A 24,470-nucleotide genomic window follows, 5' to 3' on the forward strand; every position below is an offset into this window, starting at 1 on the left:
CTCCCGAACGCCAGGCTGGCGGATCTTAAAAACTATCACACATTGCATGTTTGCCGACGCCGCGTCTACACTGCGGTCGTGTCTATCCAGGGAGGCGTGGATGAGCGAAGCGACCGGCAAGGCGAGGCCCCAGCCGACGGCCCCCGACGAACTCGTGGCTCAACTCGAGCAGCAGGGCATCGCGCCCGGCTCCTATCGGTTTCAGCCGCTCGACCTCATGCGCAAGGCCATCGCGCGGCGGATGACCGAGTCCTTCCGCGACGTCCCCCACTTCGCGCTGCTTGGGAAAATCGAAGCGGACGCGTTGCTGGCGGCGCGCATGCGGCTGAACGCGCAGGGGCGGGGGCGGATCTCGCTCAACGACCTACTGATCAAGGCGGCAGGTCTGGCGCTGGCGCGCTTTCCGGCGGCCAACGCGAGCTACACGGAGCGAGGCCTGATTTTCCACCGGCACGCCGACATCGCCGTCGCCGTCGCGATGGAGGGCGGTCTCGTCACCCCGATCCTGCGCCAGGCCGAGGTGAAGGACGTCTGGCAGATTTCAACGGAGATGAAGGACCTGGCGGCGCGCGGGCGGGCGAAACGGCTCCTCCCGCCCGAATACACCGGTGGGACCTTCTCGATTTCGAACCTCGGCATGTACGGCGTCGCGAGTTTCGGTTCGATCCTGAATCCCCCGCAGGGGTGCATCCTCTCCATTGGACAGGCCGAGAAACAGTACCGCTTCCGCGGCGACGACCCCTATGTGGCGACGGTCCTGGAAGTCACGCTCACCTGCGATCACCGCGCGGTCGACGGAGCCATCGGCGCCCAGTGGCTGGACGCGTTCCGCCAGCTTGTGGAGTCGCCGCAGGCATGGCTCGACTGATTGGAGGATCTTCGATCTTTCAACCTGACGATCTTGCCACAGATGCTATTGTTCGGCTTCACGTGTAGCGTGTGAGGGCCGCAACCGCAAAGCGCGCGGCGGGGTGATCGAGAGTCAGGCCATGGACGAATTCACGGGCGGTCGCACGCTCGTCTACAGAAGCGACAACATCGTCGAGCGACGCAAACGCATCCTGCGCGTCGCCCGCAAGATGATCGTCGAGAGCGGGCTTTCAGGCTTCAGCGTGCGCGAGCTCGCGCAGCGGGCCGGCATCGCCCAGAAGACCCTCTACAACGCGTTCGGCAGCAAGGAGAACGTGATCGCCCTGGCCATCCGCCAGTACATGGACGACTTCAACGCGCGGATGACCACCAGCTTTGAGACCGGGACCCTGGAGGAGCGGCTCGAAAGGCTCATCAAGGTGCATTCCCGGAACGTGCAGATCCGTCCGTACACCACGGCGATCATGGGCGTGTACAACTCCTTCACCGCCGATCCCGCGATCCGCCAGGTGATCCGTCACGTCTCCGAGGAGGGATTGCGTCCGTTCGCCAACTGGCTGGTCACGACGCGGCAGCTCGCGCCGGGGGTCACCCTGGAGGGGTTCATCAAGCTGCAGACCACCAACGTCTACGCCACCCTCACCGACTGGTGCCTCGGCGAGATCCCCGACGCGAAGCTGGTGGACCACATCACCGAGAACTTCCTCTGCGGCGTGGTCTCCTCGGCCAAGGGCAAGATACAGGCCGAGGCGCAGCGATGGCTGGAGGATCTCCGCAATCAGCGGCCCAGCTGGACGGCGCTGCGCCGGCTTGCCGAGGTGCCCACGATCGACAGCCTTGAACTTCACACCGAGAAGCCGCCTTCCGCGCGATCGCGCAAGAAGCGGGCGACCTAGCCGCCGTTCGTCTTCTTGATGTCCTGCGGTGACTGCACGGCGACCGGCGAGCCGTGGACGATGCGATTGTGGGTGTGCGCCAGGTGGTGCATCGCGAACACGCCTTCCATGGCGTTCCGTTTGCCCTGCAGGTCGTCGACGAAGTTGAAGGCCTGCTTGGTCAGGGCCAAGGCGAAGCGGGGTCGTTGGGCCAGCCTCTGCCCGATGCGCAGCGCCTCTTCGACCAGCGCCTCGGGGCCGACGACGCGGTTGACCATTCCGACCTCATAGGCGCGGGCGGCCGTCATCTTCTCGCCCAGCATCAGGAACTCGCGAGCGATGCGCGAGGGCATCTCGAAGGCGTGCGCAAAATACTCCACGCCGGGCACCCCCATCGCCAGGACCGGGTCGCTGAAATAGGCGTCCTCCGACGCGACGATGATGTCGCAGACCCACGCCAGCATGAGGCCGCCCGCGATGCAGGCGCCCTGAACCGCGGCGATGGTGGGCTTGGGCAGGTCGCGCCAGCGTCGGCAAAGGCCAAGGTAGACTTCCTGCTCGGCCGCATACTGGCCTTCGGCGCCGGCGCGGCGGCGCGGCTCGTACCAGGGGGTCTTCTTGTCGACCTCACGGACCCAGTCGTGCCCGCCCGGCGTGCCGAGGTCGTGTCCGGACGAGAAGTGCTTGCCCGAGCCCGCGAGCACGATCGCGCCGACCTCGTCGTCCTCGACCGCTCGGATGAACGCCGCATCCAGCTCGTAGAGCATGTGTGGATTTTGCGCGTTGCCGTAGCGGGGCCGGTTCAGCGTGATCAGGGCGACGCCGTCGCGCACCTCGTACAGGACCGGGGCCTCGTCGGTGGACGCCGCCACGGGCTCGGGCATATCCATCCCTCGTCTCCTCAGCCCGCGCCCGCGGCTGTCGACGCCGCCTCGCCCTCGGCGATGTAGCGGTCGATCATGTGATGCAGGTGGCGGATCCGCATCTCGCTGTAGCGCCCGAAATGGACTTCGCCAGTGCCCGTGGCGCGCAGCCCCTCGTGCACATGCGGCAGGTTGCTGAAGTCCTGGTCGAAGACCGCCGCCAGGCCTTCGAGGCCGGGCAGGCCGATCGACGACACGGTCTCGTCGAAATCCAGCTCGATCGCCGCGGCCGCCTTGGGACGCGGCTGATCCTTTGGCCAGCGCCCGTGCATCATGATGTCCATGATGCTGGTCTCCGGATCCAGGCCGTTCGGCCGCCAGCGGTAGGTCAGCTTCGTCCCGTGCCCCGCCCAGAAGCTGAGATTGGGGAACAGGTTGTAGAGAAGCGCGTCGAGCATCTCCGCATCGGCCGCGTCATCGTAGTCATAGCCCAGCGTTTCCGTCAGGCCGCGGCGGGTGAGGTCGGCCATGTAGCGCCGCGCGGTGTCGCCTTCCGACAGCTGGTGCTCCTTGTCGGCGTCCGCGATGGGGTTGCGGCGGCGACCGAGCATGAAGTCGACCACCTCCTGCTCGGACGCGGGCGGCAGGAAGGGACTGGAGACGCCGCTCGCCGAGAAGTGGCGGGACACGTAGTCGTTCGGAAGGTCGTACTGGCTGTTCGCATCGCCCAGGCTGCCCAGGATCTGCGGGTGGGTGGTGAAGCTGTGGTGGCTCTCCATGAAGGCTTCGGTGAGCACCTTCCAGTTGCAGCGCACCTTCTTCTGGATCCAGAGGGTGCGGGTGCGACTTTCCCAGTCGAACCTCTCGAAGTCCGCCGCGAGCGGGCCGATGAACTCGGCGAGCGGCTTGGCGTTGGCGTCGAAGTTCACGAAGATGAAGCCACCCCAGCGGTCGACCTTCGCCTCGGGGAGGCGCATGTCGCGGTCCTTCCACTGCGGGAAGTCCCAGGCGATCGGGTTCTCCTTGAACCGGCCATCGGCGTGCCAGGTGAACCCGTGATACGGGCACTTGAACTCGTCCTTGCAACCGTTGTGGGTGACCAGCTTCCGCCCGCGGTGGAGGCAGGAGTTGTACAGGGCCTTCACCTCGGTGGGCGAGGTTCGCACCACGATCAGCGACTTGCCGAGCACCTCATAGAGGTGATGGTCGCCCACGGCGGGAATGTCCTCTTCGCGGCAGGCCATGTGCCATATGCGGCTCCACATGAAGCGTGCTTCCTTCTCGAAGAAGGCGCGGTCGAAATAGCGTGACGCCGCGACGGGCTGCACGCCCACGTCCGGCACGCGACCCTCGCGCAGGTAGCTCGGCACGGGCCGGCTGTCCCGGTTCAGGATGTCCTCATAGCTGTCGCCGGGATGACGGTCGGCGCGTTCCACGGAACCTGATCCGTCCATCGGTGAGTCCTCCCTGGTCGTTGTCTCAGCCCGCGGCACCTCACGGGCCGTCGCCGGGAACGTAACGCCGGCAGGGTCTGGGCTGTCAACGTAAATTGCTGCGCGTGTTACTTTTTGACGAGACTCGATTCCAGCCCGCGCGCGCCGCCCGCCGACAGGCTCAGCGGCCCGCGCGCAGCGCCGCCAAGTCTTCCGCCATGGCCGCCAGCAACGGCCCGAAGACGGGGTGGGTTTGCAGGCCGGCGTCGTACGAGGCCAGCTTCGGAAAGCTGCCGATCGGCGATGGCCGCGCGAACATCCGGTGCAGCTCCTTGACCCAGAACAGGAACGGGGCGAGGGCGCAGTCGGCCAGGGTCGGCGCGTCGCCCCAGGCGAACCCCTGGCCGCCCAGCACGGCCTCCACGTGGCCGAGCCCGCGCTCGATGTCCACGAACAGCGCTTCCGCCGCCGGATCCGCGGGCGCGGCCAGGTGGCGGAAGAGCCCGAACAGCGGCCCCATCACATAGAGTTCCGCGACCCGACCGATCAGTCTCGTCCTGGCGCGGTCCCAAGGCGCCGCGGGGAGCAGCGCCGGCTCGGGGAACATCTGCTCCAGGTATTCTACGATCACTTCGGATTCGGGGAGGGTCCGCCCGTCGTCGAGCACCAGGGTCGGCAGGCGACCCATCGGATTGACGGCGAGGTAGGCGGGCGACTTGAGGCCCTCGGCCGGCGGCGGGAGGATCTCGAGCGGGATGCCCTTCAGGATGGCGGCGGCCTCAACCCGGGCCCCGAACGGCGATCGGGCGACAGCGTACAACTTCATGGCGACATCCCGGTCCGGCGGAGGCGCCGCCGCGCGTCACCGATCGCGCTGCGTCGCAGATTAATAATAGCATGACACGCAATTTTCGTAAGATTAAGCTCGATCTTCGGAGCGGCGACGGCAGGCCGCAGGCGGCGCGCCGCTGCGTGAACTTGGAGGACCGCATGGGCAAGATGGATGACCTGATCTTCCAGGAACTGCGGTCCGAACGCGCGCGCAAGGCCGTTCCCGACGGGTTTCCGGCCTTGGCCGAGATTCCGGGTGGGCGCTACACGCGCCGGGATTTCTTCGACCTGGAGATGGCGCGCGTCTTCCGCCGGTCCTGGGTGCTGGCCGGGCACATCTCGGAGCTGCCGAAGAGCGGAAGCTACAAGGTGTTCGCCAAGCTGCCGAGCGCCCCCATCCTCATCGTGCGCGGCCGGGACGGCCAGGTGCGGGCCTTCTACAACACCTGCCGGCATCGCGGCGCGCCGGTGGTCAAGGACCATGCGGGCCGATGCAACGTGCTGCGGTGCCAGTACCACTCCTGGGCGTACGACTTCGACGGCCGACTGGTGCAGGTTCCGGACGAGCACGAGTTTCCGAACCTGGACCGGGCGGCGCGAGGCCTCATTCCGGTGCGCTGCGAACTTCTGCACGGGCTCATCTTCGTGAACCAGGACGAGGCCGCGCCGGATCTTCTCGAGGCGGTCGGCCCCCTGGCCGAGGAGTGGGGCGACCTCGGCCTGGCCGACGGACAGGTCGACTACCGCTTCTCCCGCCGGGTCAGCTGCAACTGGAAGTGCGGCCTCGACGCGTTCCAGGAGGTCTACCACATCAACACCCTGCATCCCCAGACGGTCGGGGCGACGCTCGTCCACTCCGTCGCGGCCATGAGCCTCCTGCCGCGGGGACATTCCCGGATGTGCGTCCAACTGAAGACCGTGGATATCGACGAGGTCCCGGACGGCGGGTGGCCGGATGGGGAGATCTACCGGCGCTCCAGCGTCGCCCACACGCTCTGGCCGAACATGGTGGTCCCCTGGGGCGCCGGATCGGGCCGCTTCATCCTGTTCTGGCCGATCGGGCCCGGCGAGTGCGAGATTGAAGTCATGGGCGTGGGGCCGGCCTGGGGCGAGGGCGGGCTTCCGGCCGACCGCGACCTGGCCAACACCCGCTTCGATGGCGTGCTGATGGAGGACATCGAGAACCTCGCCGCGATCCAGGCCTCCCTGGAGTCCGGCGCCTTCACCGGCATGATGCTCGGATACCAGGAGCGCCGTCTCTACTGGGCGCACGAAGAGATCGACCGGGCGATCGGGGTCGACGCGGTGCCGTCGGAGCTGCGCGTGCCGCCGGTGCTCGGACGGTTCGTCGAAGCCCCCGCATCGCGCCGCCCGCACGCCGCCACGCGGGGGGCCGCATGAACCGCCTGGAAGGCCGGACGGCGCTGGTGACCGGCGCCAGCGAAGGCATCGGCCTTGCGATCACCGAGCGGCTGCTCGCCGAGGGGGCTCGGGTGGCGATGGTCGCGCGACGCGCCGACGTGCTGGAGGCCGCGGCCGCACGGCTGGGGCCCATGGCTGTTCCCATCGTCTGCGACGTCACCCGCACCGAGGACCTCGCGCGCATGTTCGACGCGGCGGCGGAGCATCTGGGGGGCCTGGATGCGCTGGTGATGAACGCGGGCATGGCCGGGGGAGGGGCGCTCGCCGACGTCACCGAGGAGGCCTTCGACCAGCTGATGGATCTCAACCTGCGCAGCGTCTTCTTCACCGCGCAGCGGGCGTTGCCCCTGCTTCGCCCGTCGGCGTCGATTGTCATGATCGGGTCCATCGCCGCCAAGATCGTGGTGCCCGGCGGCTCGGCCTATGCGGCCAGCAAGGCCGCGCTCATTCAGTTCGCCCGCTGCTGGGCCGAGGAACTGGCGCCGCGCGGCATTCGGGTGAATGTCCTGGCGCCGGGATATACCGAGACGCCCCTGTTCGACCGGATCACCGCCACGCCGGAAGGCGCCGCGCGATTCGATCAGATGGTGTCCCAGCGCACCAGCCTGAAGCGGCTCGGCAAGCCCGAGGAGGTCGCGGCCGCGGCGGCGTTCCTGTGTTCCTCGGACGCCTCCTACATGACCGGCGGCGCCATCTATGTCGGCGGCGGCGGCGAGAACTGGTGATCCCGGGGCAGGACATGAGGCGAGCCTAGGATGAGCGAGGCGTTCGCCAGCATCGGAAAGACGGGGGAGCAGGAGATGATCGCCGGATCGGTGTCCACGACGCCTTGGGCGCCGGACGCACTCAGCTGCGCTTGGCTCCAGGCGGTTCTCCAGGACGCGGGAGCCTTGGGGGTGGGGGACGAGGTCCTGACCTTCCAGACGTCGCCGCTTGGCGAGGGGGTTGGCCTGCTCGGAGCCCTTGTGCGGATCGGCGTCGTCTGTCGGGCGTCGGGCGGGGAAGCGCCCAGGACGCTGGTGGCGAAGTTCTCCACCTCCAATGCCGAGAACCGCGCCGTCGCCATGGCCTTCGGCGTCTACGCCCGCGAGGTCGGGTTCTATCGCCATGTCGCGCCCCACCTTCCCGGGATCGCGCCACGCTGCTTCGCGGCGGAGTACGACGCCGCGTCCGGGGGGAGCGTCCTGATCCTCGAGGACCTCGCCGCCTACCGGATGGGCGATCAGGTGGCGGGATGCGCGGCGCGCGAAGTGGAAGATGTCATCGAGCTCCTCATCCCCATGCATGTGCGGCACTGGGGGCGGGTAGACGATCCGGGCCTGGCTTGGGCGCCGCGGATCGACGGTCCAATGCAGCTCGAAGGATTCGCGCAAGGCTGCGCGGCAGGGTGGGAGCCGTGCGTGTCTCGCTTCGGCCATGTGATCGGACAGGATATCCTGTCCCGACGGGATCAATTCGTGGCCGCGGTGCCCGAACTCAGCCGGCGAATGGGGGCGGCCCCCCAGACCCTGGTCCACGGGGATCTTCGCCTCGATAACCTGATGTTCGGGCAAGCCCCGGGCCAGCGGCCGGCGGTCGCCATCGACTGGATCGTGACGTTCTCGGCCGCCATCCACGACCTGGCCTATTTGCTGACCCAGAACCTTCGGACCGACGAGCGGCGCCGCCATGAACGTCGCCTCGTCGCCCGCTACCAGCAGCGGCTGCGCGAGCAGGGGATCGCCGACTACAGCGCCGAGCAGGCATGGGAGGACTACCTGGTCGCGGCGCTCTATCTGTTCAGCTACGGGGTCGTGATCGCCGGGGCGTTGGACCCGGGCAACGCGCGCGCCGCGCTGATGATGGAACAGCTGATGGCGCGCGCTTCGGCGGTGATCATGGACCACCAGTTGCTCGATCGCCTTCCCGGATAGGCTCAGGCCTCGAGGATCGCGACGGCGGAGAGCCCGGGGGCGCCGTACACTTGGCTATAGCCCAGGCGAGCCTGCTCGACCTGGCGTCCCTCGGCGCGACCGCGGAGTTGCTGCACATTCTCGTAGACCTGCCGCAGGCCGGACGCGCCGATCGGCTCTCCGCAGGCCAGGCACCCGCCGTCGGTGTTGACCGGCATGCGCCCCCCGATCCGGGTCGCGCCGGCGGCGATCAGCTCTTCCTGCTCGCCATCCTGGCAGAATCCGTTCTCGGCCATGTGCATGATCTCGGCCCCGCTCTCGGTGTCCTGGATCTGGATCACGTCGATGTCCGTGGGACCGACCCCGGCCATCTCGTAGGCCGCCTTCGACGCCAGAACGGTCGGCGAGGGCCCGCGCTCGAGTTCGAGCGAGGGCGAGAACACTTCGAAGGATCCGCTGACCCGCGTGCGCACGGCGGCGCCCCGCACCTTCGGTCCGGCAAGACCCAGCTCCCGCATCTTGCGATCGGAGGCGAGGATCAGCGCGGCCCCGCCCTCCGCGGGCGAGCAGAACATGAACTTGGTGAGCGGGTCGCTGACCAGATCCGCGCTCATGATCACGTTCAGGCCGACCGGCTCGCGTCGCCAGGCGTGCGGTGTCCGAGCGCCGTTTTCGTAGGCCTTCTCGGCCACCCGGCCCAGGGTCTCCGCGGTGATGCCGTGCAGTCCCATGTAGCGCTGGATCTTCATCCCGAAGAACTGGGTCGTCAGCATCAGGCCGGTCTCGCCGTACCAGGCCGGCAGGCCCGACTTCTCCGGGTCGGCGTTGAACGCGCCCCGGGGGTGCTTGTCGAAACCGACGACCAGGCCCAGGTCGAATTCGCCGGACTTGATCGCCCAATAGCCGGCGAGCAGCGCCGAGCCGCCGGTGGCGCAGCCGTTCGCGACGTTGATGAACTGCACGCCCGTCAGCCCCAGCCGCGGCAGCAGCGCGTCGGCGTTGCCGGCGGCGGCCGAGCCGCCGAAGGCGAACTCCATCTGCGACCAGTCGAGCCCGGCGTCCGCCAGAGCTTCATTGGTCGCGAACAGCCCTTGGTCGAGGCCGCTGCGGCCTTCGGTGCGACCGAAGGGGTGGATCCCCGCTCCCACGATATGGACGTCGGTCATGGTGCGTCTCCCTCTTTCGACGGCCGGAAGGCATAGGTGAGGACCTCGGCGCCATCGGCGTCGGTCCGGAAGGTCTGCAGGGTGAATGTCATCGGCATCCCGATGCGCAGGCGATCGATCGCGTCGGTCTCGATGCGGGTCTCGACGATGATCGCGTCGGGCAACGCCACATAGCCCACCGCATAGGGCGTGAAGCTCCGGTCGTCGCCGGGCCCGGCATAGGGTGGCTTCGGCCTGAAGCGCTGGACGGTATAGGACCAGAGCGTGCCCTCGCGGGGCAGCTCGATGGCGTCATACGCCTCGGCCCCGGCGCCCAGGGGCAAGGGGAACACCACCTTCCCGTCGGCGCGACGCCGCCCGCCGAGCAGGCGTGCGTCGTCGCCCAGCCCGCTCACCAGGCCTTCGGCCACCATTCGCGTCGCCATGCATCCTCCGCTGTCTGCCAGGCACGTTAGGCGCGCTGCGGGAGGGGGACAACGAAAAATATCATGCGTATTAGTTTCTGGATTCGGATGGCGGCGCCCGGCTCCAGTGCGTCCGCCAATTCCGCCACATCCGCGTGGGGTAGGGGCCCGCCGTCGGGACGCGTGGGCCCGCGTCAGGGGGGTGGGGACTTGGACCGGCGTCCGCGTCGTGACATAAGGGCGCCCGCGCGCCGCCGGACCCCGTTCGGCGGCCTTCCCCTGTTTGACGTGAAGGGCGGACCAGGCGCGCACTGGCGCCGGGCCCCGAGAATCTGAGAATGCCGATGCAAATCGTTGAGAAGTCTGGCGAAGGCCTTAGCCGCGTTTACGGCGTGACGGTCCCCGTCTCCGATCTGGCCGAGCGCCTCGAGGCGCGGATCAAGGAGATCGCCCCCACCCTCAACGTGAAGGGCTTCCGCCCGGGCAAGGTGCCCGCCGCCCACGTCCGTCGCCTGTACGGCAAGTCGCTGATGAGCGAAGTGGTCCAGCAGAGCCTGACCGAAACCACCCAGAAGATCCTGGACGACAACAAGCTGCGCCCGGCCGGCGAGCCCGAGCTGAAGCCGGAGGGCGACATCGCGGCGGTCATGGACGGCAAGGCGGACCTCGCCTACGAGCTCTCCATCGACCTGATGCCCGAGTTCGAGCCGGTCGACGGCTCCACCCTGTCGCTGACTAAGCCGGTCTACACCCCGACCGACAAGGAAGTGGACGAGGCGGTGGCCGAACTGGCCAGCCAGAACCGCACCTACGAGCCCAAGACCGGCAAGACCGTGAAGGCGAAGGACGGCGACCAGGTCGTCATCGACTTCATCGGCCGCGTGGACGGCGAAGCCTTCGAAGGTGGCACGGCCACCGACGTGGAGCTGGTGCTGGGTTCCGGCAACTTCATCCCGGGCTTCGAAGCCCAGTTGGTCGGCGCTAAGCCGGACAGCGACGTGACCGTGAAGGTGACCTTCCCGGCCGACTACCAGGCCGCCAACCTGGCCGGCAAGGACGCCGAGTTCGAGACCAAGGTGAAGGAAGTCCGCGGCCCGGTCGAATCGCCCGCCGACGACGCCTTCGCCGAACGCCTGGGCCTTGAGAGCCTGGACAAGCTCAAGGAGCTGGTGAAGGGCAACCTCGAAGAGCAGTACGCCGGCGCCTCGCGCTTCAAGCTGAAGCGCGCCCTGCTGGACGAGCTGGACTCGAAGCACGACTTCCCGCTGCCGCCGAAGATGGTCGAGGCCGAATTCTCCTCGATCTGGAGCCAGGTCCAGCAGGACAAGGAAGCCGGCCAGCTGCCGCCCGAGGACGCGGAGAAGTCCGAGGAGCAGCTCCAGAAGGAATACCGCAAGATCGCCGAGCGCCGCGTGCGCCTGGGCCTGGTGCTGGCCGAGATCGGCCGGGCCAACAACGTCCAGGTGACCGAGGCCGAGCTCAACGAAGCGATCCGCCGTGAAGCCATCAAGTACGGCGCCCAGGCCCAGCAGATCTTCAACCTGCTGCGCGAGAACCAGAACGCCCAGGCCCAGCTCCGCGCTCCGATCTTCGAGGACAAGGTCGTCGACCTCATCGTCTCCAAGGCCAAGGTCAAGGACAAGAAGGTCAGCAAGGACGAGCTGATGAAGGAAGACGACCTGCCGGACGGCTACTCCGAATAATCAGCCTTCATCCCCGCATGCGCGGGGATGAGCGGGTATTTACAGCGACCGGAGCCGCCGCAGCATTTCCGCATTCTCCAGCTGGGCGCGGCGTTCGTTGATGGCGCGGTGCAGGTCCAGCGCCTCGGCCGGGTCCAGCGGGCTCAGGATCGACGTATCCAGGTCGTCATAAGCGGTCGGCGTGGCTTCAGGCACGCGCCCATGAGGCATGTCCATAGTCAGTCTCCCATCACCCTGCGGACGCAGGGCCTCTCCCGACGCTTAAGGTATCATTTACCTGTCACACCCGCCAACGGGCCGATGCCCCGAAACGAGGCGCCGGCGATCACACTGTGGTGTGGAAGTTCATGCCTTCGCCCTTTTGAAATGAACCGTGGTCTTCGGGGTTGGCCCATCAGAAATCGATGAACCGTGATCAGGAATCGGTTGGCTTCCGCGGGGTTCGGGACGTAACCTGCCTTTCCATCGCCGCGTCGGGGCGCGGAGCCATCTCTGCCGACCGCAGAGTTCGACTTCTTGTCCTCGGGAGTAGAGCGTCCCCGGAAGGAAGCGAGTTTTGCAGCGCACGCGTGAGCTTGAGTCCGACTACTTTCACAAGGTCGTAGACTGCCAGTGGGCCTGTCCGGCCCACACCCCGGTCCCGGAGTACATCCGCCTCATCGCCGAGGGCCGATACTCCGAAGCCTACATGATCAACTGGAAGTCCAACGTCTTCCCGGGAATCCTGGGCCGGACGTGCGACCGACCGTGCGAGCCGGCCTGCCGACGAGGCCGGGTGGAAGAGGAGCCGGTGGCGATCTGCCGCCTGAAAAGGGTGGCGGCCGACCACAAGGACGACGTCACGGGCCTGATGCCGCCGCGGGCCGCAGCGCCCAACGGCAAGCGCATCGCCCTCGTGGGCTGCGGCCCCGCCTCGCTCACCGTCGCCCGCGACCTGGCCCCGCTGGGCTACCAGCTCACCATCTTCGACAAGGATTCCAAGTCGGCCGGCATGATCCGCAGCCAGATCCCGCGCTTTCGCCTGCCGGAGGAGGTGATCGACGAGGAGGTCGGCTATATCCAGGCCCTGGGCGGCGTCGAGATGCGGTTCGGGACCCCGATCGACAGCCTGAAGGCGCTGTTGGGCGAAGGCTACGACGCGGTGTTCGTGGGCTCCGGGGCCCCGCGCGGCCGCGATCTCGACCTGCCGGGCCGCCGGGAGGCCGCGGCCAACATCCACATCGGCATCGACTGGCTCTCCACCGTCTCGTTCGGCCACATCGACAAGATCGGCCGGCGCGTGATCGTCCTGGGCGGCGGCAACACCGCCATGGACTGCTGCCGCACCTCGCGCCGCCTGGGCGGCGAGGACGTGAAGGTGATCGTCCGCTCGGGATTCGAGGAGATGAAGGCGTCCCCCTGGGAAAAGGAGGATGCGATGCACGAGGACATCCCGATCCTCAACTTCCGCGTCCCCAAGGCCTTCACCCACGAGGCCGGGCGGCTGACCGGCGTGCTATTCGAAGTGGTCAAGGCGGAGTTCGACGTGTCGGGCCGACGTCGGCTCGTCCCCTCGGGCGAGCCGGACGAGCACCACGAATGCGACGATGTGCTGGTGGCGGTCGGCCAGGAGAACGCCTTCCCGTGGATCGAGCCGGACATCGGCCTGGCGTTCGACGAGTGGCATATGCCCAAGGTCGACCCCGTCACCTTCCAGTCCACGATCCCGGGCGTCTTCTTCGGCGGTGACGCCGCCTTCGGGCCCAAGAACATTATCTGGGCGGTGGCCCACGGCCACGACGCCGCGGTCTCCATCCACCGGTTCTGCGAGGGCCAGGACGTCGCCGACCGGCCGCCGCCTGGCGCCACCCTGGTCAGCCAAAAGATGGGCATCCACGAGTGGAGCTACGACAACGACGTCTCCAACGACCACCGTTACCGGGTGCCGCTGCGGGAGAAGGCCGAGGCGCTGAAGAGCGTGCGGGTCGAGGTCGAGCTGGGCTTCGATCTGGAGCAGGCGCTGGCGGAGTCGCAGCGCTGCCTGAACTGCGACGTCCAGACCGTGTTTGCCGACAAGCTGTGCATCGAGTGCGACGCCTGCGTCGACATCTGCCCGATGGACTGCATCACCTTCACCGAGGACGGGGACGAGGACGACCTGCGCGGCCGCCTGAAGGCGCCGGCGACCAACCTGACCCAGGACCTCTATGTCTCGGGCAAGCTGGCCACGGGCCGGGTGATGGCCAAGGACGAGGACGTCTGCCTGCACTGCGGCCTCTGCGCCGAACGATGTCCGACGGGGGCGTGGGATATGCAGAAGTTCTACCTGGAGATGACCCACGCGGAGGGCTGTCATGCCTGAGCCGCGCATCAACGACTTCGTCGTCAAGTTCGCCAATGTGAACGGCTCGGGCTCGGCCAGCGCCAACGGCCTGTTCGCCCGGTCGGTCATGCGGATGGGCGTGCCGGTGGCGGCGCGGAACATCTTCCCGTCCAACATCCAGGGCCTGCCCACCTGGTACGAGGTGCGGGTTACCGAAGCGGGGCGCCTGGGGCGGCGCGGCGGCGTCGACCTGATGGTCGCCATGAACCCGCAGACCTGGGACCGCGACCTGGCCGAGATCGAGTCCGGGGGGTTCCTGTTCTACGACTCGACCAAACCCATGCCGCTGGCCCGGTTCCGCGACGACATCGGCGTGATCGGCGTGCCGCTGACGGCCATGTGCAACGAGGCCTACGAGCTTCCGCGCGAACGGCAGCTTTTCAAGAACACCATATATGTCGGGGCCTTGGCGGCGCTTCTTGGCATGGATCTGTCCGCCGTCGAGGCGCTGGTGGCGGACGACTTCGCGGGCAAGGACCGGCTGATCAAGGCCAATGTCGAGGCCCTGCGCATGGGCCACGGCCATGTACTGGAACACCTCGCGCCGCTGCCGCTGCAGGTGCGCCCGGCCGACGCGGTGGGCGACCGGATCTATGTGGAGGGCAACCAGGCCGCGGCCCTGGGCGCGGTCTATGGCGGGGCCACGGTCTGCGCCTGGTACCCGATCACGCCGTCCACCTCCCTGGCCGAGGCTTTCACCAGCTATTGCCAGGACTTGCGGGTGGATCCTGAGACGGGAAAGGCCCGCTACGCCATCATCCAGGGCGAGGACGAGATCGCCTCGATCGGCATGGTGGTGGGCGCCGGCTGGAACGGCTGCCGGGCCTTCACGGCCACCTCGGGGCCGGGCGTCTCGCTGATGACCGAGTTCATCGGCCTCAGCTATTTCGCCGAGATCCCGGCGGTGATCTTCGACGTGCAGCGGGGCGGCCCGTCCACCGGCATGCCGACGCGGACCCAGCAGGCTGACCTGCTGGCCGCGGCCTATTCCGGCCACGGCGACACCAAGCACCCGATGCTGCTGCCCGCCGACCCCGGCGAGTGCTTCGAGATGGGGGCCCAGGCCTTCGACCTGGCCGACCGGCTGCAGACGACGATCTTCGTCATGCTGGACCTGGACATCGGCATGAACGAGTGGCTGACCCAGCCCTTCCGGTGGGACGACAGCCGCCGCCTCGACCGCGGCAAGGTGATGACCGCCCAACAGCTCGAAGCCGGCGCCGACTTCGGCCGCTACAAGGAGGTGGACGGCGACGGCATCCCGTACCGCACCTATCCCGGCACGCACCCGACCAAGGGCGGCTATTTCACCCGCGGCACGTCCCGCAACCCCTACGCCCGCTATTCCGAGGAGGGGGCGGTCTACGTCGACAACATGGAGCGCCTGCTCCGCAAGTTCGAGACGGCCAAGACCCTGGTCCCGGCGCCGGTCCTTCGCCCCGCCAAGGGCAAGGCCAGCGAGGGCGTCCTCTACTTCGGCTCCACCACGCCGGCCATGCACGAGGCGCTGGAGATGCTGGAGGCTCAGGGCCGCCGGCTGAACGCCATGCGGGTGCGCGGCTTCCCCTTCGCCGACGAGGTGTTCGACTTCATCGCCGCCCACGATCGCGTCTACGTGGTCGAGCAGAACCGCGACGCCCAGTTCAAGACCCTGGTGGTCACCGAGGGCGAGGTCGACCCGGGCAAGCTGGTCTCGGTGCTGCACTACGACGGAACGCCCATCACGGCGCGGTTCATCGCCGGCGCCATCGGCCAGCGGATGCAGATGGCTCAAAGCGAGGCGGCGGAATGACCTACATCCTGAAGCCCCAGCTGCATCACCCCAGCCTGCCGAAGAACAGCCTGGGCTACACCCGCCGCGACTACGAGGGCTCGGTCTCGACGCTCTGCGCCGGCTGCGGCCACGACAGCATCTCCTCGGCGATCATCCAGGCCTGCTTCGAGCTGGAGCTGCCGCCGCACCGGGTGGCCAAGCTCTCGGGCATCGGCTGTTCGTCGAAGACGCCGGATTACTTCCTCGGCAATTCGCACGGCTTCAACACCGTCCACGGGCGGATGCCCTCGGTGCTGACCGGCGCCAACCTGGCCAACCGCGACCTGATCTACCTCGGCGTCTCGGGCGACGGGGACTCAGCCTCCATCGGCCTCGGCCAGTTCGCCCACGCCATCCGGCGCGGCGTGAACATGCTCTACATCGTCGAGAACAACGGCGTGTACGGCCTGACCAAGGGCCAGTTCTCCGCCACCTCGGACCGCGGGTCGAAGTCGAAGAAGGGCGTGGTCAACCACGACACCGGCATCGACATGGTGGGCCTGGCCCTGCAGATGGGCGCCACCTTCGTGGCCCGCAGCTTCTCAGGCGACAAGGACCAGCTCGTGCCCCTGATCAAGGCCGGCCTGGCCCACAAGGGCGCGGCCTTCATCGACTGCATCAGCCCCTGCGTGCAGTTCAACAACCACGTGGGCTCGACCAAGAGCTTCGACTATGTGCGCGAGCACAACGAGGCGGTGAACCGCCTGGACGTCATCACGCCGCGCGACCCGATCCAGGTGGACTACAAGCCCGGCGAGACCGTGCGGGTGCAGCAGCACGACGGCTCGATCCTGTCGCTCCACAAGCTGGCCGAGCTCTACAACCCCGGCAACCGCGCCCAGGCCCTGGGCTACCTCCAGGCCCGGCAGGCGAGGGGCCAGATCGTCACCGGTCTGCTGTTCGTCGACCCCGAGGCCGGCGACCTGCACGACGCGGTGGGCACTGTGGACACCCCGCTCAACCAGCTCGCCGAGGCCGAGCTGGTGCCGGGCTCGGCCGCCCTGGACCGCATCAACGCCGCGCTGCGCTAGGTCTGGCCTGCCAGGCCGCATAGCACCCCACCAGCACCGCCGCCCCCAGCGCCACGGCTGCCACGTCGGGCTTGCCGTCCTTCTCCGCCACCCACACCGCGACGAGGCCCCACGCGATCGGGATGCCGTACACCGCCAGCCGGCCGGTGCGTAGCACGAACAGCGCCACGATCAGCACCGCCACGACGCCCGCGAAGGCCGCGGCCCTGGCGACGCCCTGCAGGGCCTCCATGGCCGTCAGCACGGTCAGGATGTTGAGCGCCGAGGCGATGGTCAGCCAGCCGGCCAGCAGGCTGAGCGGCCACCAGACGAAGAAGCGGCTCTTGAGGTCGGCGTCACGCGGCGCGGTCCGCCACAGGCCGATGGTCAGGGCCAGGGCCGACACCACGATGATCCCGACGCTGGCGATCTTCAGGTCCAGCGCCGAGGCGCAGATCCACAGCCCGCACCCCAGGATGGCGACGATCGACGGGCCGGCGATGGCCGCCAGGCGCGGATCGTCCCGATTGCGCGGCAGGGTCTGCCAGACGGCATAGGCCACCAGCCCGGCGTAGATCAGGCTCCAGATCGAGAAGGCGTAGCCGGCCGCGCGCAGGGTCCCGTTCCCGTCGCCGGCGAACTCGGCGGCGGAGAGCCCAAACCCCGTCATCGCCTGCAACGCCGGCGCCCCCAGCCCGAGCGCCACGGCGCCGATGACGAGGATATTGCGCGGATGGATGCTCATGAGGGCCGGAACGCGGGGCGCACGGTGTGTGATCCCGAGGCAGGTCCATCCCTCATAGGGCCGCCGCCCGCCGAAGGCGAGCTTCGCCACAACTCCGCCGCAAGGGAAGCGCCGGTTGCAGCCTGCAACCGTGAGTTCCCATGAAACCCCTGACTGCACTCCTCCTGGCCGCCCTGCCGCTCACCGCCTGCGCGACGGCGGGAAAGCCCTCGGGCGCCTTGTCCAGCTATGAGGGCCTGACCCCCCGCACGGGCACGCTCCGCACCGGCATCGCGGAGCGCAAGAGCGAGCCGGACCTGACGGCCGTCAGGCGGGTGATGCTGGAGCCGGCGCGTATGGCGCCGGGGCCGGAGACCGGCTGGCTCAACGACAAGGAGCGCGCGCTCCTGCTGCGAGAGCTGGACGCCCAGATGTGTTTCGAGATCACCGAGCGCTACGAACTCACCTACGACCCGGCCCAGGCCGACGCCCGGGTGCGCGCCGTGGTCACGCGGGTCAGGCCCACGGGCCGGTTCGCCTCGACCGCCTCGGCGGCCGCCGGCTTCTTCATCCCCGGACCCATCGGCCTGCGCGTGCCCGGCACGCTGGGGGGCCTGGGCGCCGAGGCCGAGATGGTGACCGACGGCGGCCGCCAGGTCGCGGCCCTGGTCTGGAACCGCGACGCCACGGCCGTCGGCACCGACGATCCCTCGCTCAGCCGCCTGGGCGACGCCCTGCAGTTCGCCGAGCCGTTCGCCGACGTTGCGGCTGCGACCATGACCCCCAAGGGGCTGAAGTCGCGCAAGATCGAGTCCGGCGAGGACCCCTGCGCCCAGTTCGGCCCCAGGTTCCGCCCGGAAGGCTTCCTCGCCGGCCTGGCCAGCGGCCTCTACGTCCCCCAGATGAGCGGCGCGAAGGCTGTGCCGAAGGAAGCGCCGAAGGACGACGGGGCATGACGCATCGAGGGCTGCTGAGCGCCTGAGCGCTGGGTTGGCGCCAGAGGCGGACTCCCGCATCGGGGCAGAATCCGCGGGAGCCGCGCCGTCCTAGCCGACGAAGATCCACCCAGGGGTCAGCGTGGACAGTTGCACCCCGGCCAGGATCATCTGCCCGCCGCCCGACATGTCGATGACGGTGTCCGAAGCCACCTGCGAGGTGGTGTAGGTGGTCCCGAAATCCAGGAAGACACGGTCGCCCTGCGTCCGGTCGAAGTCGGTGACCAGGTCCATGCCGGCTTCGCCGAAGGAGTGGAAAAGGTCCGACCCGGCGCCGCCGGTGACGGTGTCGGAGCCACGGTCGCCGGAGACGTAGTCATCGCCGTCGCCGCCCTGCACCAGATCGTCGCCCTGGCCGCCCCGGACGATGTCGTTGTCCCGGTCGCCGAACACGAAGTCGTCGCCTTCGCCGCCGTAGGCGACGTCGTCGCCTTGGCCGCCGTGAACGATGTCATTGCCCTTGTCGCCCGAGACATAGTCGTTCTCGGTGTTGCCTTGGACCTGGTCGTTGTCCTGGCCGCCCAACACCACGTCGTCGCCGGTTCCGCCGGCCAGATCGTCATTGCCGGCGTTGCCCTGTACGACGTCGTCCCCGGCGTCGCCCGAGATGCTGTCGGCGCCCAGCCCGCCCCCGGCGGTGTCATTGCCCGCGCCGGCTGTAACCAAGTTGTTCTGGGCGTCGCCGACGATGACGTCGGGCGCGGTGGAACCGGGCGCAACCGGCGGGATCGGCTCAGGATCGGGCAGCGGGGCGGAGGTCACGATCGTGAAGTTGGCCGAGGCATAGGTCCCACTGCCCGCGTTGCCAGCGGCGTCCGTCACACCGCTGCCGGCCAGGGTGATGATGTTCGTCGTGTCGCTTACCGGGACCGATGGCGTGAACGTAGCCGTCCAGGTCACGCCCGCATCCGCCGAGGCGACTGTGCTGAGCGAGCCGTTTCCGATGGTCAGGTCGCTGTTGTTGAAGCCGCTCACCGCCTCCGAGAAGGTGATGGTGACCAGCGATGTCTCGCCGGTGGTCAACGCGGTGTCGGCCAGGACGATGGTGGCCGTCGGGCGCGCCGTATCAACCGCGTAGGTGTTGGAGTCCGTCGTGCCGATCCCGGCGTTGCTGCTGCTGGTTGCGGCATAGCCGGTGTTGGCCACCGTGATCGCATTGGTGGTGTCGGTGATCGCCGTGGTCGGCGTCAGCGTGGCCGTGAAGGTGATGTTGTCGCTGGTCGCCACCGTCGAGAGCGCGCCGTTGGCGATCGTGATGTCGGCGTTGTCGAAGCCCGTCACGGCTTCCGAGAACGTGAAGCTCACGTTCGAAGTGTCGCCGAGGGCGAGCGAGGTGTCGGAGACCGACACGGTCACGCCCGGACGCACGGTGCTGACACCGTAGTTGTTGGAGTCCGTAGTTCCGGAGCCCGCGTTCCCCGCCAGGTCTGTGAGGTCTGCGTTCGCCAGCGTGATGACGTTGGCGCCAGCGACGATCGAAGCTGTCGGCGTGAAGGTCGTCGTGTAGCTGATCCCGCCGTCGACTGAACTGACAGTGGTCAAGACGCCATTGCCCACGGTGAGGTCGGCGTTGGTGAAACTCGTCACGGCTTCTGAGAACGTGATGGTGACCAGCGAGGTTTCCCCCGCGGCCAAGGCGGTGTCCGCCACGACGACGGTGGCGGTGGGCGCGGTGCTGTCGAGGACGTAGTTGGCCGATGTTGTCGATCCGGTCCCCGCGTTGCCGGCGAGGTCCGTCACGCCGCTGTAGTCGAGCGTGATCACATTGACCGGCTCGTTCAGGGCTGCGGTGGGGGTCAAGGTCGCCGTATAGGTGATCCCGCCGTCGGCGCTGCTCACACTGGAGAGCGTGCCATTGCCGATGGTCAGGTTGGCGTTGGCGAAACCCGTCACGGCTTCCGAGAAGGTGAAGGTCACGAGCGAGGTTTGACCCGCGGCGAGGGCGCTGTCGGCCAGCACGATGGTGGCGGTTGGCCGAACCGTATCCACGACGTAGTTGGCGGACAGCGTAAGTCCGTCCCCAGCCCGCACACCCCCGGCGTCGATCACGCCTTCGTTGTTGAAGATGATGATGTTGGTGGTGTCGGAGACTCCAGCGTCCGGCGTAAGGGTCGCTGTGTAGGTCCGCGCATTGATTACGTTCAAGGTGCTCAGCGAGCCGTTGGCGACCGTCAGGTCGGCGTTGGTGAACCCGGAAATATCTTGGTCGAACGTGAACGTGACGAGGGCCGTCCCGCCGATGCCGAGCGTGGTGTTCGAGACAACGATGTTGGGATCGGGATAAGCCATGAAGTCGCCTGATGAACGCGCGGCGACCAGTATTGACCGGCGCCGCTAGGACTTCGCCGGGTCGCGGCGTCGACAAAGGCCGCGCGTGTAGACACACGTCTACGCCACCTGGCGTCTGATTTTCTGAATCTCGCGACGGCGTCCGGAATAGGTCGGATCGATCCGGGATCCGAAATAGATCCCCCAGTCCATCCGACTACGTTGCGGCTGCCGCCCTGCAGCCGACTTAGGTCGTCACGCTTAATACCACGTCACCAAGCTTGACCTCAGCTTTTGACCTGATGACCTCGCGCATCGTGGCCTGAATGCGCCGCCTTGGGGCCAGTCAGGGCGCCGCGCCGTAGGCGCCTCGAGCGCCCGCGCGGGAAGACGCTTGCCGCGGCCAACGACGACGCGATCCCAGGCCCCGTTCCGCCGGTCACCCTTGGATTTCGTTTTGCCGCTCGAGTGCTGCTTCCAGGCCGAGAGCCAACGGGCGAAACCGACCCCTTGCGGAAGTTCCGTCGGCGTGCAGCCATATTCCGATGGCGGACAGTCCCAAGCAGCTACACTTCAGCGCCCGACGGCTGGTTCTTGGAGGCTTGATAGTTTTCGCCGGCGGTGCCGTCACGGTTATCGCAGCTATGGTGTTAGGCCTTGACCCCACGGAGCACGCAATTGGCGTGGCTGTGGTCGCCCAAGCTACTAGCCTGATCGCGCTAGCATACTTTCTACGCCGCTGGGCGCGGCAAGACCGTGAAGCCACAAAGGTCTTCGACTGACCGACATCGCCTTCCCATCCCGCACTGACGTTCGGAGCGTCCATTGGGGGGCGGAGAACCGAAGGTCCGCTCGGCGTCTTGTCGGCGGGATCCTCGAATTCGGGGACAGATTATCCCGCCCGCTCGTACACTCGCCACGCCGCCAGCTCGGGCGGGATAACCCGTCCCCGAATTCTCCCGCTCAGCTCCTCGCCAACGCGCTGGCGGCCTTGCCGTCATACTGGCCGCCGAAGCTGGTCTTCAGGTAGGCCATGATCGCCCCGACGTTGGCGTCGGGGGTCCTGGCCCGGAAATCGTCGATGGCCGCGCGCAGTTCCGCCTCCGTCATCTGCTTGGGGCTATACGAGGCCAGGATCGCCAGTTCGGTTTCCGCCGCCGTGGTGCGCGCCTCGACCTTCGACGCATCGCCGCCGGCCTCGACCAGCCTCGCGCGCTCGGTGCTCAGGTTCTCCAGCGTCAGCTTCGTGTTCTTCAGGAACTTCGCGACGGTCGCGGCGACCTTTTCGTCCGTGACCTCCGTCACGCCACGCTTGAACTCCTCGGTCGTGATCTGCGTCGCCTCGCCGATCAGCGTGCTGAGCAGGTCCGCCTTCAGACGGTCGTTCGCCTTGCGCGCCGCGAGTTGATCCGCCTTCAGCGCATCGAGCAAAGCCATGTCGCCGTCCTTCCAATTCACGCTATTCCGTAGCTGTAGTTAGGGCAGGGGGCCGCCCTCGGCCATCCAGGGACCGCAAGAAACCATGGCGACCGATCGCAAGACCGTGGACTACCTCGTCGACCAGATGTCGAAGGCCGGGCCTGTGTCCGCCCGGCCGATGTTCGGCGAGTACGGTGTCTACTGTGACGGCAAGATGGTCGCGATCATCGCCGACGGTCAGCTCTTCCTCAAACCCACCCCGGCCGGTCGCGCCCTGGCCGCCGGCGCCGAAGAGGCCCCGCCCTATCCCGGCGCGAAGCCCCACATGCTGATCGATGCGGACCGCTGGGAGGATCAGGACGCGCTCAGCGATCTCGTCCGCGCCACGGCGGCGGCATTACCCGCGCCGAAGCCGAAGGTGGCTAAGGCGCAAAAGGGGACCCGGTAGTTAGTGTAAGGCGGCAAGGTCTCTTGGGCGCCAGTTGGAGACATTAGCATCGGTCCGAGAAGCAGGCGTTCGCCGCCAACCGATAGTCTGCCTGTAATGACCGAGGGCGCCCGAGCAAACTGGTGTTCCCTGCCGACGCGAGGGGCCTTAGCCGAAGTTGAAACGCAACTTTTGGCGCTGCTTCCGGCGCAGGCTGGAGCCGAGAACTCCAAAGCCAACGACAATCATCACCCACGTGACCGGCTCCGGAATGGCCGCACCCGCAGACGAGATCAACTGCCCCCGAATTTCGCCTTGTGGCAAAGCGACTGTGTGAATGTTGATATAGGACAGCCCGCTCTTGATGCCGGTTATGTCGGCCTCGGTGAGGCCGAAGAGGGTGCTGCTATATGTGCCCGACGTCGCAGACGGGAATCCGGTGAAATTTAGGATTGATACGGCGTTGGCTCCGGCAGGGGCGCAGCAATGAAGTATGCCTATGGAGGCGTTGGTCGATAGGCCCGAATAGGACAGGTCGACGAAGAAGCTGTTCGCCACATCATCGAGTATGGCCGTGAAGTCTCCCGTCGCAGCCGATGCGTTTGCTGGAGCCTCGTTCTCGCCGCTCATCGTTCCGTAGAAGTTGAACGTAGCTGCGTGAGCGGTGCCCGCGAGGGCGGCGGCAAGAAGCGCGATAGTCGCTAAAGCTCGTTTCATGATTTGCTGACGCCGGAGAAGTCGAAGATGCAGCCGACCTCGGTTGGCGCCTGGCCGCCGCCGACCACCGCCAGCCCGCCCTTGACGCCAAGGTTGGAAAACTGCCGGCGGATCTTGCCGGCCGAGCGGAGGACTCCCGCGAAATCGGGCCCCTTGGTCAGTTCAGGGTTTGGCATAGGCCGATCTCCATTCTTGGCTCGTTAGAGGGCTTGCGACGGCGCACCACGCTGCCAGTCAGGCCGAAGCCGATGATCATCATTGCCCAGGTGGTGGGTTCCGGAACGCCCCCAATTGGGCCGCCCGGGCCTTGCCCAGCGACCAAGGGGTCTGAGCGGAAGAAGGTGTAGGTGGTGAACCTCGTGACGATGTCCGCGGGGACATCGAGGCGCGCACCGAGAGCCAACGCCACGTCGTGGCCGGCCCCGGCGTCGATGAAGAGATCTGAGTCGGACCCGTCGCCCGCGATCGAGCCACTCAGCGCGCCGCCCGCGGTTACGAGGTCATTGAGGGTGATATAGTTGCCGATCTGGTAGCCGTTGGCGACACCGCCTTCATTGTAGATGCCGACCGACGTCGTGGCGGCGTCGGGGCTGAGGTCGCCCTCGATCCCAAACAGCATCGCGCTGCCGTCCACCTGCGTGAGCATGCCGCCCCCGTCATTAACCTCAGTGCCGCCGTCGAACACCAGATCGACGTCCAGATAGCGCACCAGATCGAGTGTGATCGAATCTTGCGAAAAGAACCCATACTCCTGCGTGAGCAATGATCCGACCTGGATGCCCATATCGAAAATGCCCGAAAGCTGCTGCCTCAATTGGATGAACAAGCCATCGTAATAAAAGCGGCTGAAGACCTCCTTGGTCGTGAGATCCAACGTGAATGTCGTATATTCTCCATTGGCGAATGCTTTGGTCAGACTAGTAAGTGGGCCCCTGCCACCAACACGATAGTAAAGGTCCGACTGGGCCACAGTGTACGCAGTGGCGCTAGGCCCAACGGGATTGTAGAAGCCACCCGCGCCGCCGGCGCTGTTGCCTGCCCCGCCGCCCCCGGTCACAGTGATCGAGACTTGGCCGTCGCCGGAACCGTTCGTCATCGTTCGGCCCAGCGCCTGAGCGCTCACCGGGACCACGATCAGCGCCGCCGCGATCATCCAAGACTTGCCGTTCATCTGTTCTACTCCGTGCCTGCCGCACCGACGCGAACTTGAGAGGTGCATCGACGGGCGCCGGAGCGACAGGATTAGGACCTGATGAATCGCCGATGTTTCGCCGAC

Annotated in this window: 23 protein-coding genes; 11 read left to right on the plus strand and 12 right to left on the minus strand. The window is 67.3% G+C overall.

Annotated elements, in window-relative coordinates:
* Positions 1-46: 46 nt before the first annotated feature.
* Positions 47-868 carry a 2-oxo acid dehydrogenase subunit E2 gene (locus tag EPO51_RS02460; RefSeq protein ID WP_293345623.1) on the plus strand — a complete coding sequence of 274 codons (822 nt, stop codon included), beginning with the start codon at positions 47-49 and terminating at the stop codon, positions 866-868.
* 121 nt (positions 869-989) lie between these two features.
* A complete protein-coding gene (locus tag EPO51_RS02465) occupies positions 990-1,766 on the plus strand; it encodes a TetR/AcrR family transcriptional regulator (RefSeq protein WP_293345625.1) in 777 nt (258 codons plus the stop codon).
* Here the strand turns inward: EPO51_RS02465 and EPO51_RS02470 are convergent.
* The 3 genes from EPO51_RS02470 to EPO51_RS02480 form a co-directional block, all read right to left on the minus strand.
* Entirely contained in the window at positions 1,763-2,635 is an 873-nt protein-coding gene (locus EPO51_RS02470) for an enoyl-CoA hydratase (protein ID WP_293345627.1), read from the minus strand. The two genes, EPO51_RS02465 and EPO51_RS02470, sit on opposite strands and share 4 nt — an antisense overlap.
* Positions 2,636-2,646: 11 nt before the next feature.
* Complete coding sequence (locus tag EPO51_RS02475; RefSeq protein WP_293345629.1) at positions 2,647-4,062, minus strand: aromatic ring-hydroxylating oxygenase subunit alpha; 1,416 nt, start codon at positions 4,060-4,062, stop codon at positions 2,647-2,649.
* A gap of 160 nt (positions 4,063-4,222) precedes the next feature.
* Complete coding sequence (locus tag EPO51_RS02480) at positions 4,223-4,867, minus strand: glutathione S-transferase family protein (RefSeq protein WP_293345631.1); 645 nt, start codon at positions 4,865-4,867, stop codon at positions 4,223-4,225.
* 164 nt (positions 4,868-5,031) lie between these two features.
* Between EPO51_RS02480 and EPO51_RS02485 the strand changes: the two genes are divergently transcribed.
* The 3 genes from EPO51_RS02485 to EPO51_RS02495 are packed head-to-tail and all read left to right on the plus strand — an operon-like array spanning position 5,032 to position 8,207.
* Entirely contained in the window at positions 5,032-6,273 is a 1,242-nt protein-coding gene (locus EPO51_RS02485) for an aromatic ring-hydroxylating oxygenase subunit alpha (protein ID WP_293345633.1), read from the plus strand.
* Entirely contained in the window at positions 6,270-7,019 is a 750-nt protein-coding gene (locus EPO51_RS02490; protein ID WP_293345635.1) for an SDR family NAD(P)-dependent oxidoreductase, read from the plus strand. Before EPO51_RS02485 ends, EPO51_RS02490 begins: the two co-directional genes overlap by 4 nt.
* A gap of 30 nt (positions 7,020-7,049) precedes the next feature.
* Positions 7,050-8,207 carry a phosphotransferase gene (locus EPO51_RS02495; RefSeq protein WP_293345637.1) on the plus strand — a complete coding sequence of 386 codons (1,158 nt, stop codon included), beginning with the start codon at positions 7,050-7,052 and terminating at the stop codon, positions 8,205-8,207.
* Positions 8,208-8,209: 2 nt separating this feature from the next.
* On the opposite strand, the gene EPO51_RS02500 is transcribed toward EPO51_RS02495, so the two are convergent.
* Entirely contained in the window at positions 8,210-9,352 is a 1,143-nt protein-coding gene (locus EPO51_RS02500; RefSeq protein ID WP_293345639.1) for a thiolase family protein, read from the minus strand.
* The gene (locus EPO51_RS02505; RefSeq protein WP_293345641.1) at positions 9,349-9,777 is read right to left on the minus strand and encodes a Zn-ribbon domain-containing OB-fold protein; all 429 of its coding nucleotides are present in this window, start codon (positions 9,775-9,777) and stop codon (positions 9,349-9,351) included. Before EPO51_RS02505 ends, EPO51_RS02500 begins: the two co-directional genes overlap by 4 nt.
* A gap of 323 nt (positions 9,778-10,100) precedes the next feature.
* On the opposite strand from EPO51_RS02505, the gene tig reads away from it, so the two are divergent.
* Complete coding sequence (gene tig / locus EPO51_RS02510) at positions 10,101-11,459, plus strand: trigger factor (RefSeq protein ID WP_293345709.1); 1,359 nt, start codon at positions 10,101-10,103, stop codon at positions 11,457-11,459.
* A gap of 39 nt (positions 11,460-11,498) precedes the next feature.
* Here tig and EPO51_RS02515 read toward each other — a convergent pair whose 3' ends face one another.
* Positions 11,499-11,675, minus strand: a complete 177-nt coding sequence (locus EPO51_RS02515) for a hypothetical protein (protein WP_293345643.1) — start codon at positions 11,673-11,675, stop codon at positions 11,499-11,501.
* Positions 11,676-12,015: 340 nt separating this feature from the next.
* Here EPO51_RS02515 and EPO51_RS02520 point away from each other — a divergent pair, with 340 nt between their 5' ends.
* The 3 genes from EPO51_RS02520 to EPO51_RS02530 are packed head-to-tail and all read left to right on the plus strand — an operon-like array spanning position 12,016 to position 16,665.
* A complete protein-coding gene (locus EPO51_RS02520; RefSeq protein ID WP_293345645.1) occupies positions 12,016-13,800 on the plus strand; it encodes an FAD-dependent oxidoreductase in 1,785 nt (594 codons plus the stop codon).
* Positions 13,793-15,613, plus strand: coding sequence for a 2-oxoacid:acceptor oxidoreductase subunit alpha (locus EPO51_RS02525; RefSeq protein ID WP_293345647.1), 1,821 nt, complete (start codon positions 13,793-13,795; stop codon positions 15,611-15,613). Before EPO51_RS02520 ends, EPO51_RS02525 begins: the two co-directional genes overlap by 8 nt.
* Positions 15,610-16,665 (plus strand): 2-oxoacid:ferredoxin oxidoreductase subunit beta, encoded by a 1,056-nt coding sequence (locus tag EPO51_RS02530; RefSeq protein ID WP_293345649.1) that lies wholly within the window; start codon positions 15,610-15,612, stop codon positions 16,663-16,665. Before EPO51_RS02525 ends, EPO51_RS02530 begins: the two co-directional genes overlap by 4 nt.
* On the opposite strand, the gene EPO51_RS02535 is transcribed toward EPO51_RS02530, so the two are convergent.
* The gene (locus EPO51_RS02535; RefSeq protein ID WP_293345651.1) at positions 16,646-17,389 is read right to left on the minus strand and encodes a hypothetical protein; all 744 of its coding nucleotides are present in this window, start codon (positions 17,387-17,389) and stop codon (positions 16,646-16,648) included. The two genes, EPO51_RS02530 and EPO51_RS02535, sit on opposite strands and share 20 nt — an antisense overlap.
* A gap of 140 nt (positions 17,390-17,529) precedes the next feature.
* Between EPO51_RS02535 and EPO51_RS02540 the strand changes: the two genes are divergently transcribed.
* Positions 17,530-18,324 carry a DUF3313 family protein gene (locus tag EPO51_RS02540; protein ID WP_293345653.1) on the plus strand — a complete coding sequence of 265 codons (795 nt, stop codon included), beginning with the start codon at positions 17,530-17,532 and terminating at the stop codon, positions 18,322-18,324.
* A 90-nt stretch (positions 18,325-18,414) separates the two neighbouring features.
* Here EPO51_RS02540 and EPO51_RS02545 read toward each other — a convergent pair whose 3' ends face one another.
* Both EPO51_RS02545 and EPO51_RS02550 read right to left on the minus strand, forming a co-directional pair.
* The gene (locus EPO51_RS02545; RefSeq protein WP_293345655.1) at positions 18,415-20,652 is read right to left on the minus strand and encodes an Ig-like domain-containing protein; all 2,238 of its coding nucleotides are present in this window, start codon (positions 20,650-20,652) and stop codon (positions 18,415-18,417) included.
* Positions 20,653-21,594: 942 nt separating this feature from the next.
* Positions 21,595-22,068 (minus strand): GatB/YqeY domain-containing protein, encoded by a 474-nt coding sequence (locus tag EPO51_RS02550; protein ID WP_293345657.1) that lies wholly within the window; start codon positions 22,066-22,068, stop codon positions 21,595-21,597.
* 85 nt (positions 22,069-22,153) lie between these two features.
* On the opposite strand from EPO51_RS02550, the gene EPO51_RS02555 reads away from it, so the two are divergent.
* Positions 22,154-22,498: a TfoX/Sxy family protein gene (locus EPO51_RS02555; RefSeq protein WP_293345659.1), complete on the plus strand. Its 345-nt coding sequence runs from the start codon at positions 22,154-22,156 to the stop codon at positions 22,496-22,498.
* A 147-nt stretch (positions 22,499-22,645) separates the two neighbouring features.
* Here the strand turns inward: EPO51_RS02555 and EPO51_RS02560 are convergent, their stop codons facing one another.
* Genes EPO51_RS02560 through EPO51_RS02570 form a run of 3 tightly spaced genes read right to left on the minus strand, consistent with a single transcriptional unit; the run spans position 22,646 to position 24,365 of the window.
* Positions 22,646-23,194 carry a CHRD domain-containing protein gene (locus EPO51_RS02560; RefSeq protein ID WP_293345661.1) on the minus strand — a complete coding sequence of 183 codons (549 nt, stop codon included), beginning with the start codon at positions 23,192-23,194 and terminating at the stop codon, positions 22,646-22,648.
* Positions 23,191-23,370 carry a hypothetical protein gene (locus tag EPO51_RS02565; RefSeq protein ID WP_293345663.1) on the minus strand — a complete coding sequence of 60 codons (180 nt, stop codon included), beginning with the start codon at positions 23,368-23,370 and terminating at the stop codon, positions 23,191-23,193. Before EPO51_RS02565 ends, EPO51_RS02560 begins: the two co-directional genes overlap by 4 nt.
* Positions 23,352-24,365, minus strand: coding sequence for a PEPxxWA-CTERM sorting domain-containing protein (locus EPO51_RS02570; RefSeq protein ID WP_293345665.1), 1,014 nt, complete (start codon positions 24,363-24,365; stop codon positions 23,352-23,354). Before EPO51_RS02570 ends, EPO51_RS02565 begins: the two co-directional genes overlap by 19 nt.
* Between the last annotated feature and the right edge of the window lie 105 nt (positions 24,366-24,470).

The organism is Phenylobacterium sp., from assembly GCF_004297125.1.
Taxonomy (GTDB): Bacteria; Pseudomonadota; Alphaproteobacteria; order Caulobacterales; family Caulobacteraceae; genus Phenylobacterium.

What these genes read in the sequence shown, in the direction of transcription:
- EPO51_RS02525 (WP_293345647.1), top strand. Translation starts at nt 13,793, where the DNA reads ATGCCTGAGCCGCGCATCAACGACTTCGTCGTCAAGTTCGCCAATGTG.
- EPO51_RS02460 (WP_293345623.1), top strand. Translation starts at nt 47, where the DNA reads ATGTTTGCCGACGCCGCGTCTACACTGCGGTCGTGTCTATCCAGGGAG.
- EPO51_RS02500 (WP_293345639.1), bottom strand. Translation starts at nt 9,352, where the DNA reads ATGACCGACGTCCATATCGTGGGAGCGGGGATCCACCCCTTCGGTCGC.
- EPO51_RS02490 (WP_293345635.1), top strand. Translation starts at nt 6,270, where the DNA reads ATGAACCGCCTGGAAGGCCGGACGGCGCTGGTGACCGGCGCCAGCGAA.
- EPO51_RS02475 (WP_293345629.1), bottom strand. Translation starts at nt 4,062, where the DNA reads ATGGACGGATCAGGTTCCGTGGAACGCGCCGACCGTCATCCCGGCGAC.
- EPO51_RS02480 (WP_293345631.1), bottom strand. Translation starts at nt 4,867, where the DNA reads ATGAAGTTGTACGCTGTCGCCCGATCGCCGTTCGGGGCCCGGGTTGAG.
- EPO51_RS02540 (WP_293345653.1), top strand. Translation starts at nt 17,530, where the DNA reads ATGAAACCCCTGACTGCACTCCTCCTGGCCGCCCTGCCGCTCACCGCC.
- EPO51_RS02505 (WP_293345641.1), bottom strand. Translation starts at nt 9,777, where the DNA reads ATGGCGACGCGAATGGTGGCCGAAGGCCTGGTGAGCGGGCTGGGCGAC.
- EPO51_RS02565 (WP_293345663.1), bottom strand. Translation starts at nt 23,370, where the DNA reads ATGCCAAACCCTGAACTGACCAAGGGGCCCGATTTCGCGGGAGTCCTC.
- EPO51_RS02515 (WP_293345643.1), bottom strand. Translation starts at nt 11,675, where the DNA reads ATGGACATGCCTCATGGGCGCGTGCCTGAAGCCACGCCGACCGCTTAT.
- tig (WP_293345709.1), top strand. Translation starts at nt 10,101, where the DNA reads ATGCAAATCGTTGAGAAGTCTGGCGAAGGCCTTAGCCGCGTTTACGGC.
- EPO51_RS02555 (WP_293345659.1), top strand. Translation starts at nt 22,154, where the DNA reads ATGGCGACCGATCGCAAGACCGTGGACTACCTCGTCGACCAGATGTCG.
- EPO51_RS02550 (WP_293345657.1), bottom strand. Translation starts at nt 22,068, where the DNA reads ATGGCTTTGCTCGATGCGCTGAAGGCGGATCAACTCGCGGCGCGCAAG.
- EPO51_RS02535 (WP_293345651.1), bottom strand. Translation starts at nt 17,389, where the DNA reads ATGAGCATCCATCCGCGCAATATCCTCGTCATCGGCGCCGTGGCGCTC.
- EPO51_RS02545 (WP_293345655.1), bottom strand. Translation starts at nt 20,652, where the DNA reads ATGGCTTATCCCGATCCCAACATCGTTGTCTCGAACACCACGCTCGGC.
- EPO51_RS02485 (WP_293345633.1), top strand. Translation starts at nt 5,032, where the DNA reads ATGGGCAAGATGGATGACCTGATCTTCCAGGAACTGCGGTCCGAACGC.
- EPO51_RS02530 (WP_293345649.1), top strand. Translation starts at nt 15,610, where the DNA reads ATGACCTACATCCTGAAGCCCCAGCTGCATCACCCCAGCCTGCCGAAG.
- EPO51_RS02560 (WP_293345661.1), bottom strand. Translation starts at nt 23,194, where the DNA reads ATGAAACGAGCTTTAGCGACTATCGCGCTTCTTGCCGCCGCCCTCGCG.
- EPO51_RS02470 (WP_293345627.1), bottom strand. Translation starts at nt 2,635, where the DNA reads ATGGATATGCCCGAGCCCGTGGCGGCGTCCACCGACGAGGCCCCGGTC.
- EPO51_RS02495 (WP_293345637.1), top strand. Translation starts at nt 7,050, where the DNA reads ATGAGCGAGGCGTTCGCCAGCATCGGAAAGACGGGGGAGCAGGAGATG.
- EPO51_RS02570 (WP_293345665.1), bottom strand. Translation starts at nt 24,365, where the DNA reads ATGAACGGCAAGTCTTGGATGATCGCGGCGGCGCTGATCGTGGTCCCG.
- EPO51_RS02465 (WP_293345625.1), top strand. Translation starts at nt 990, where the DNA reads ATGGACGAATTCACGGGCGGTCGCACGCTCGTCTACAGAAGCGACAAC.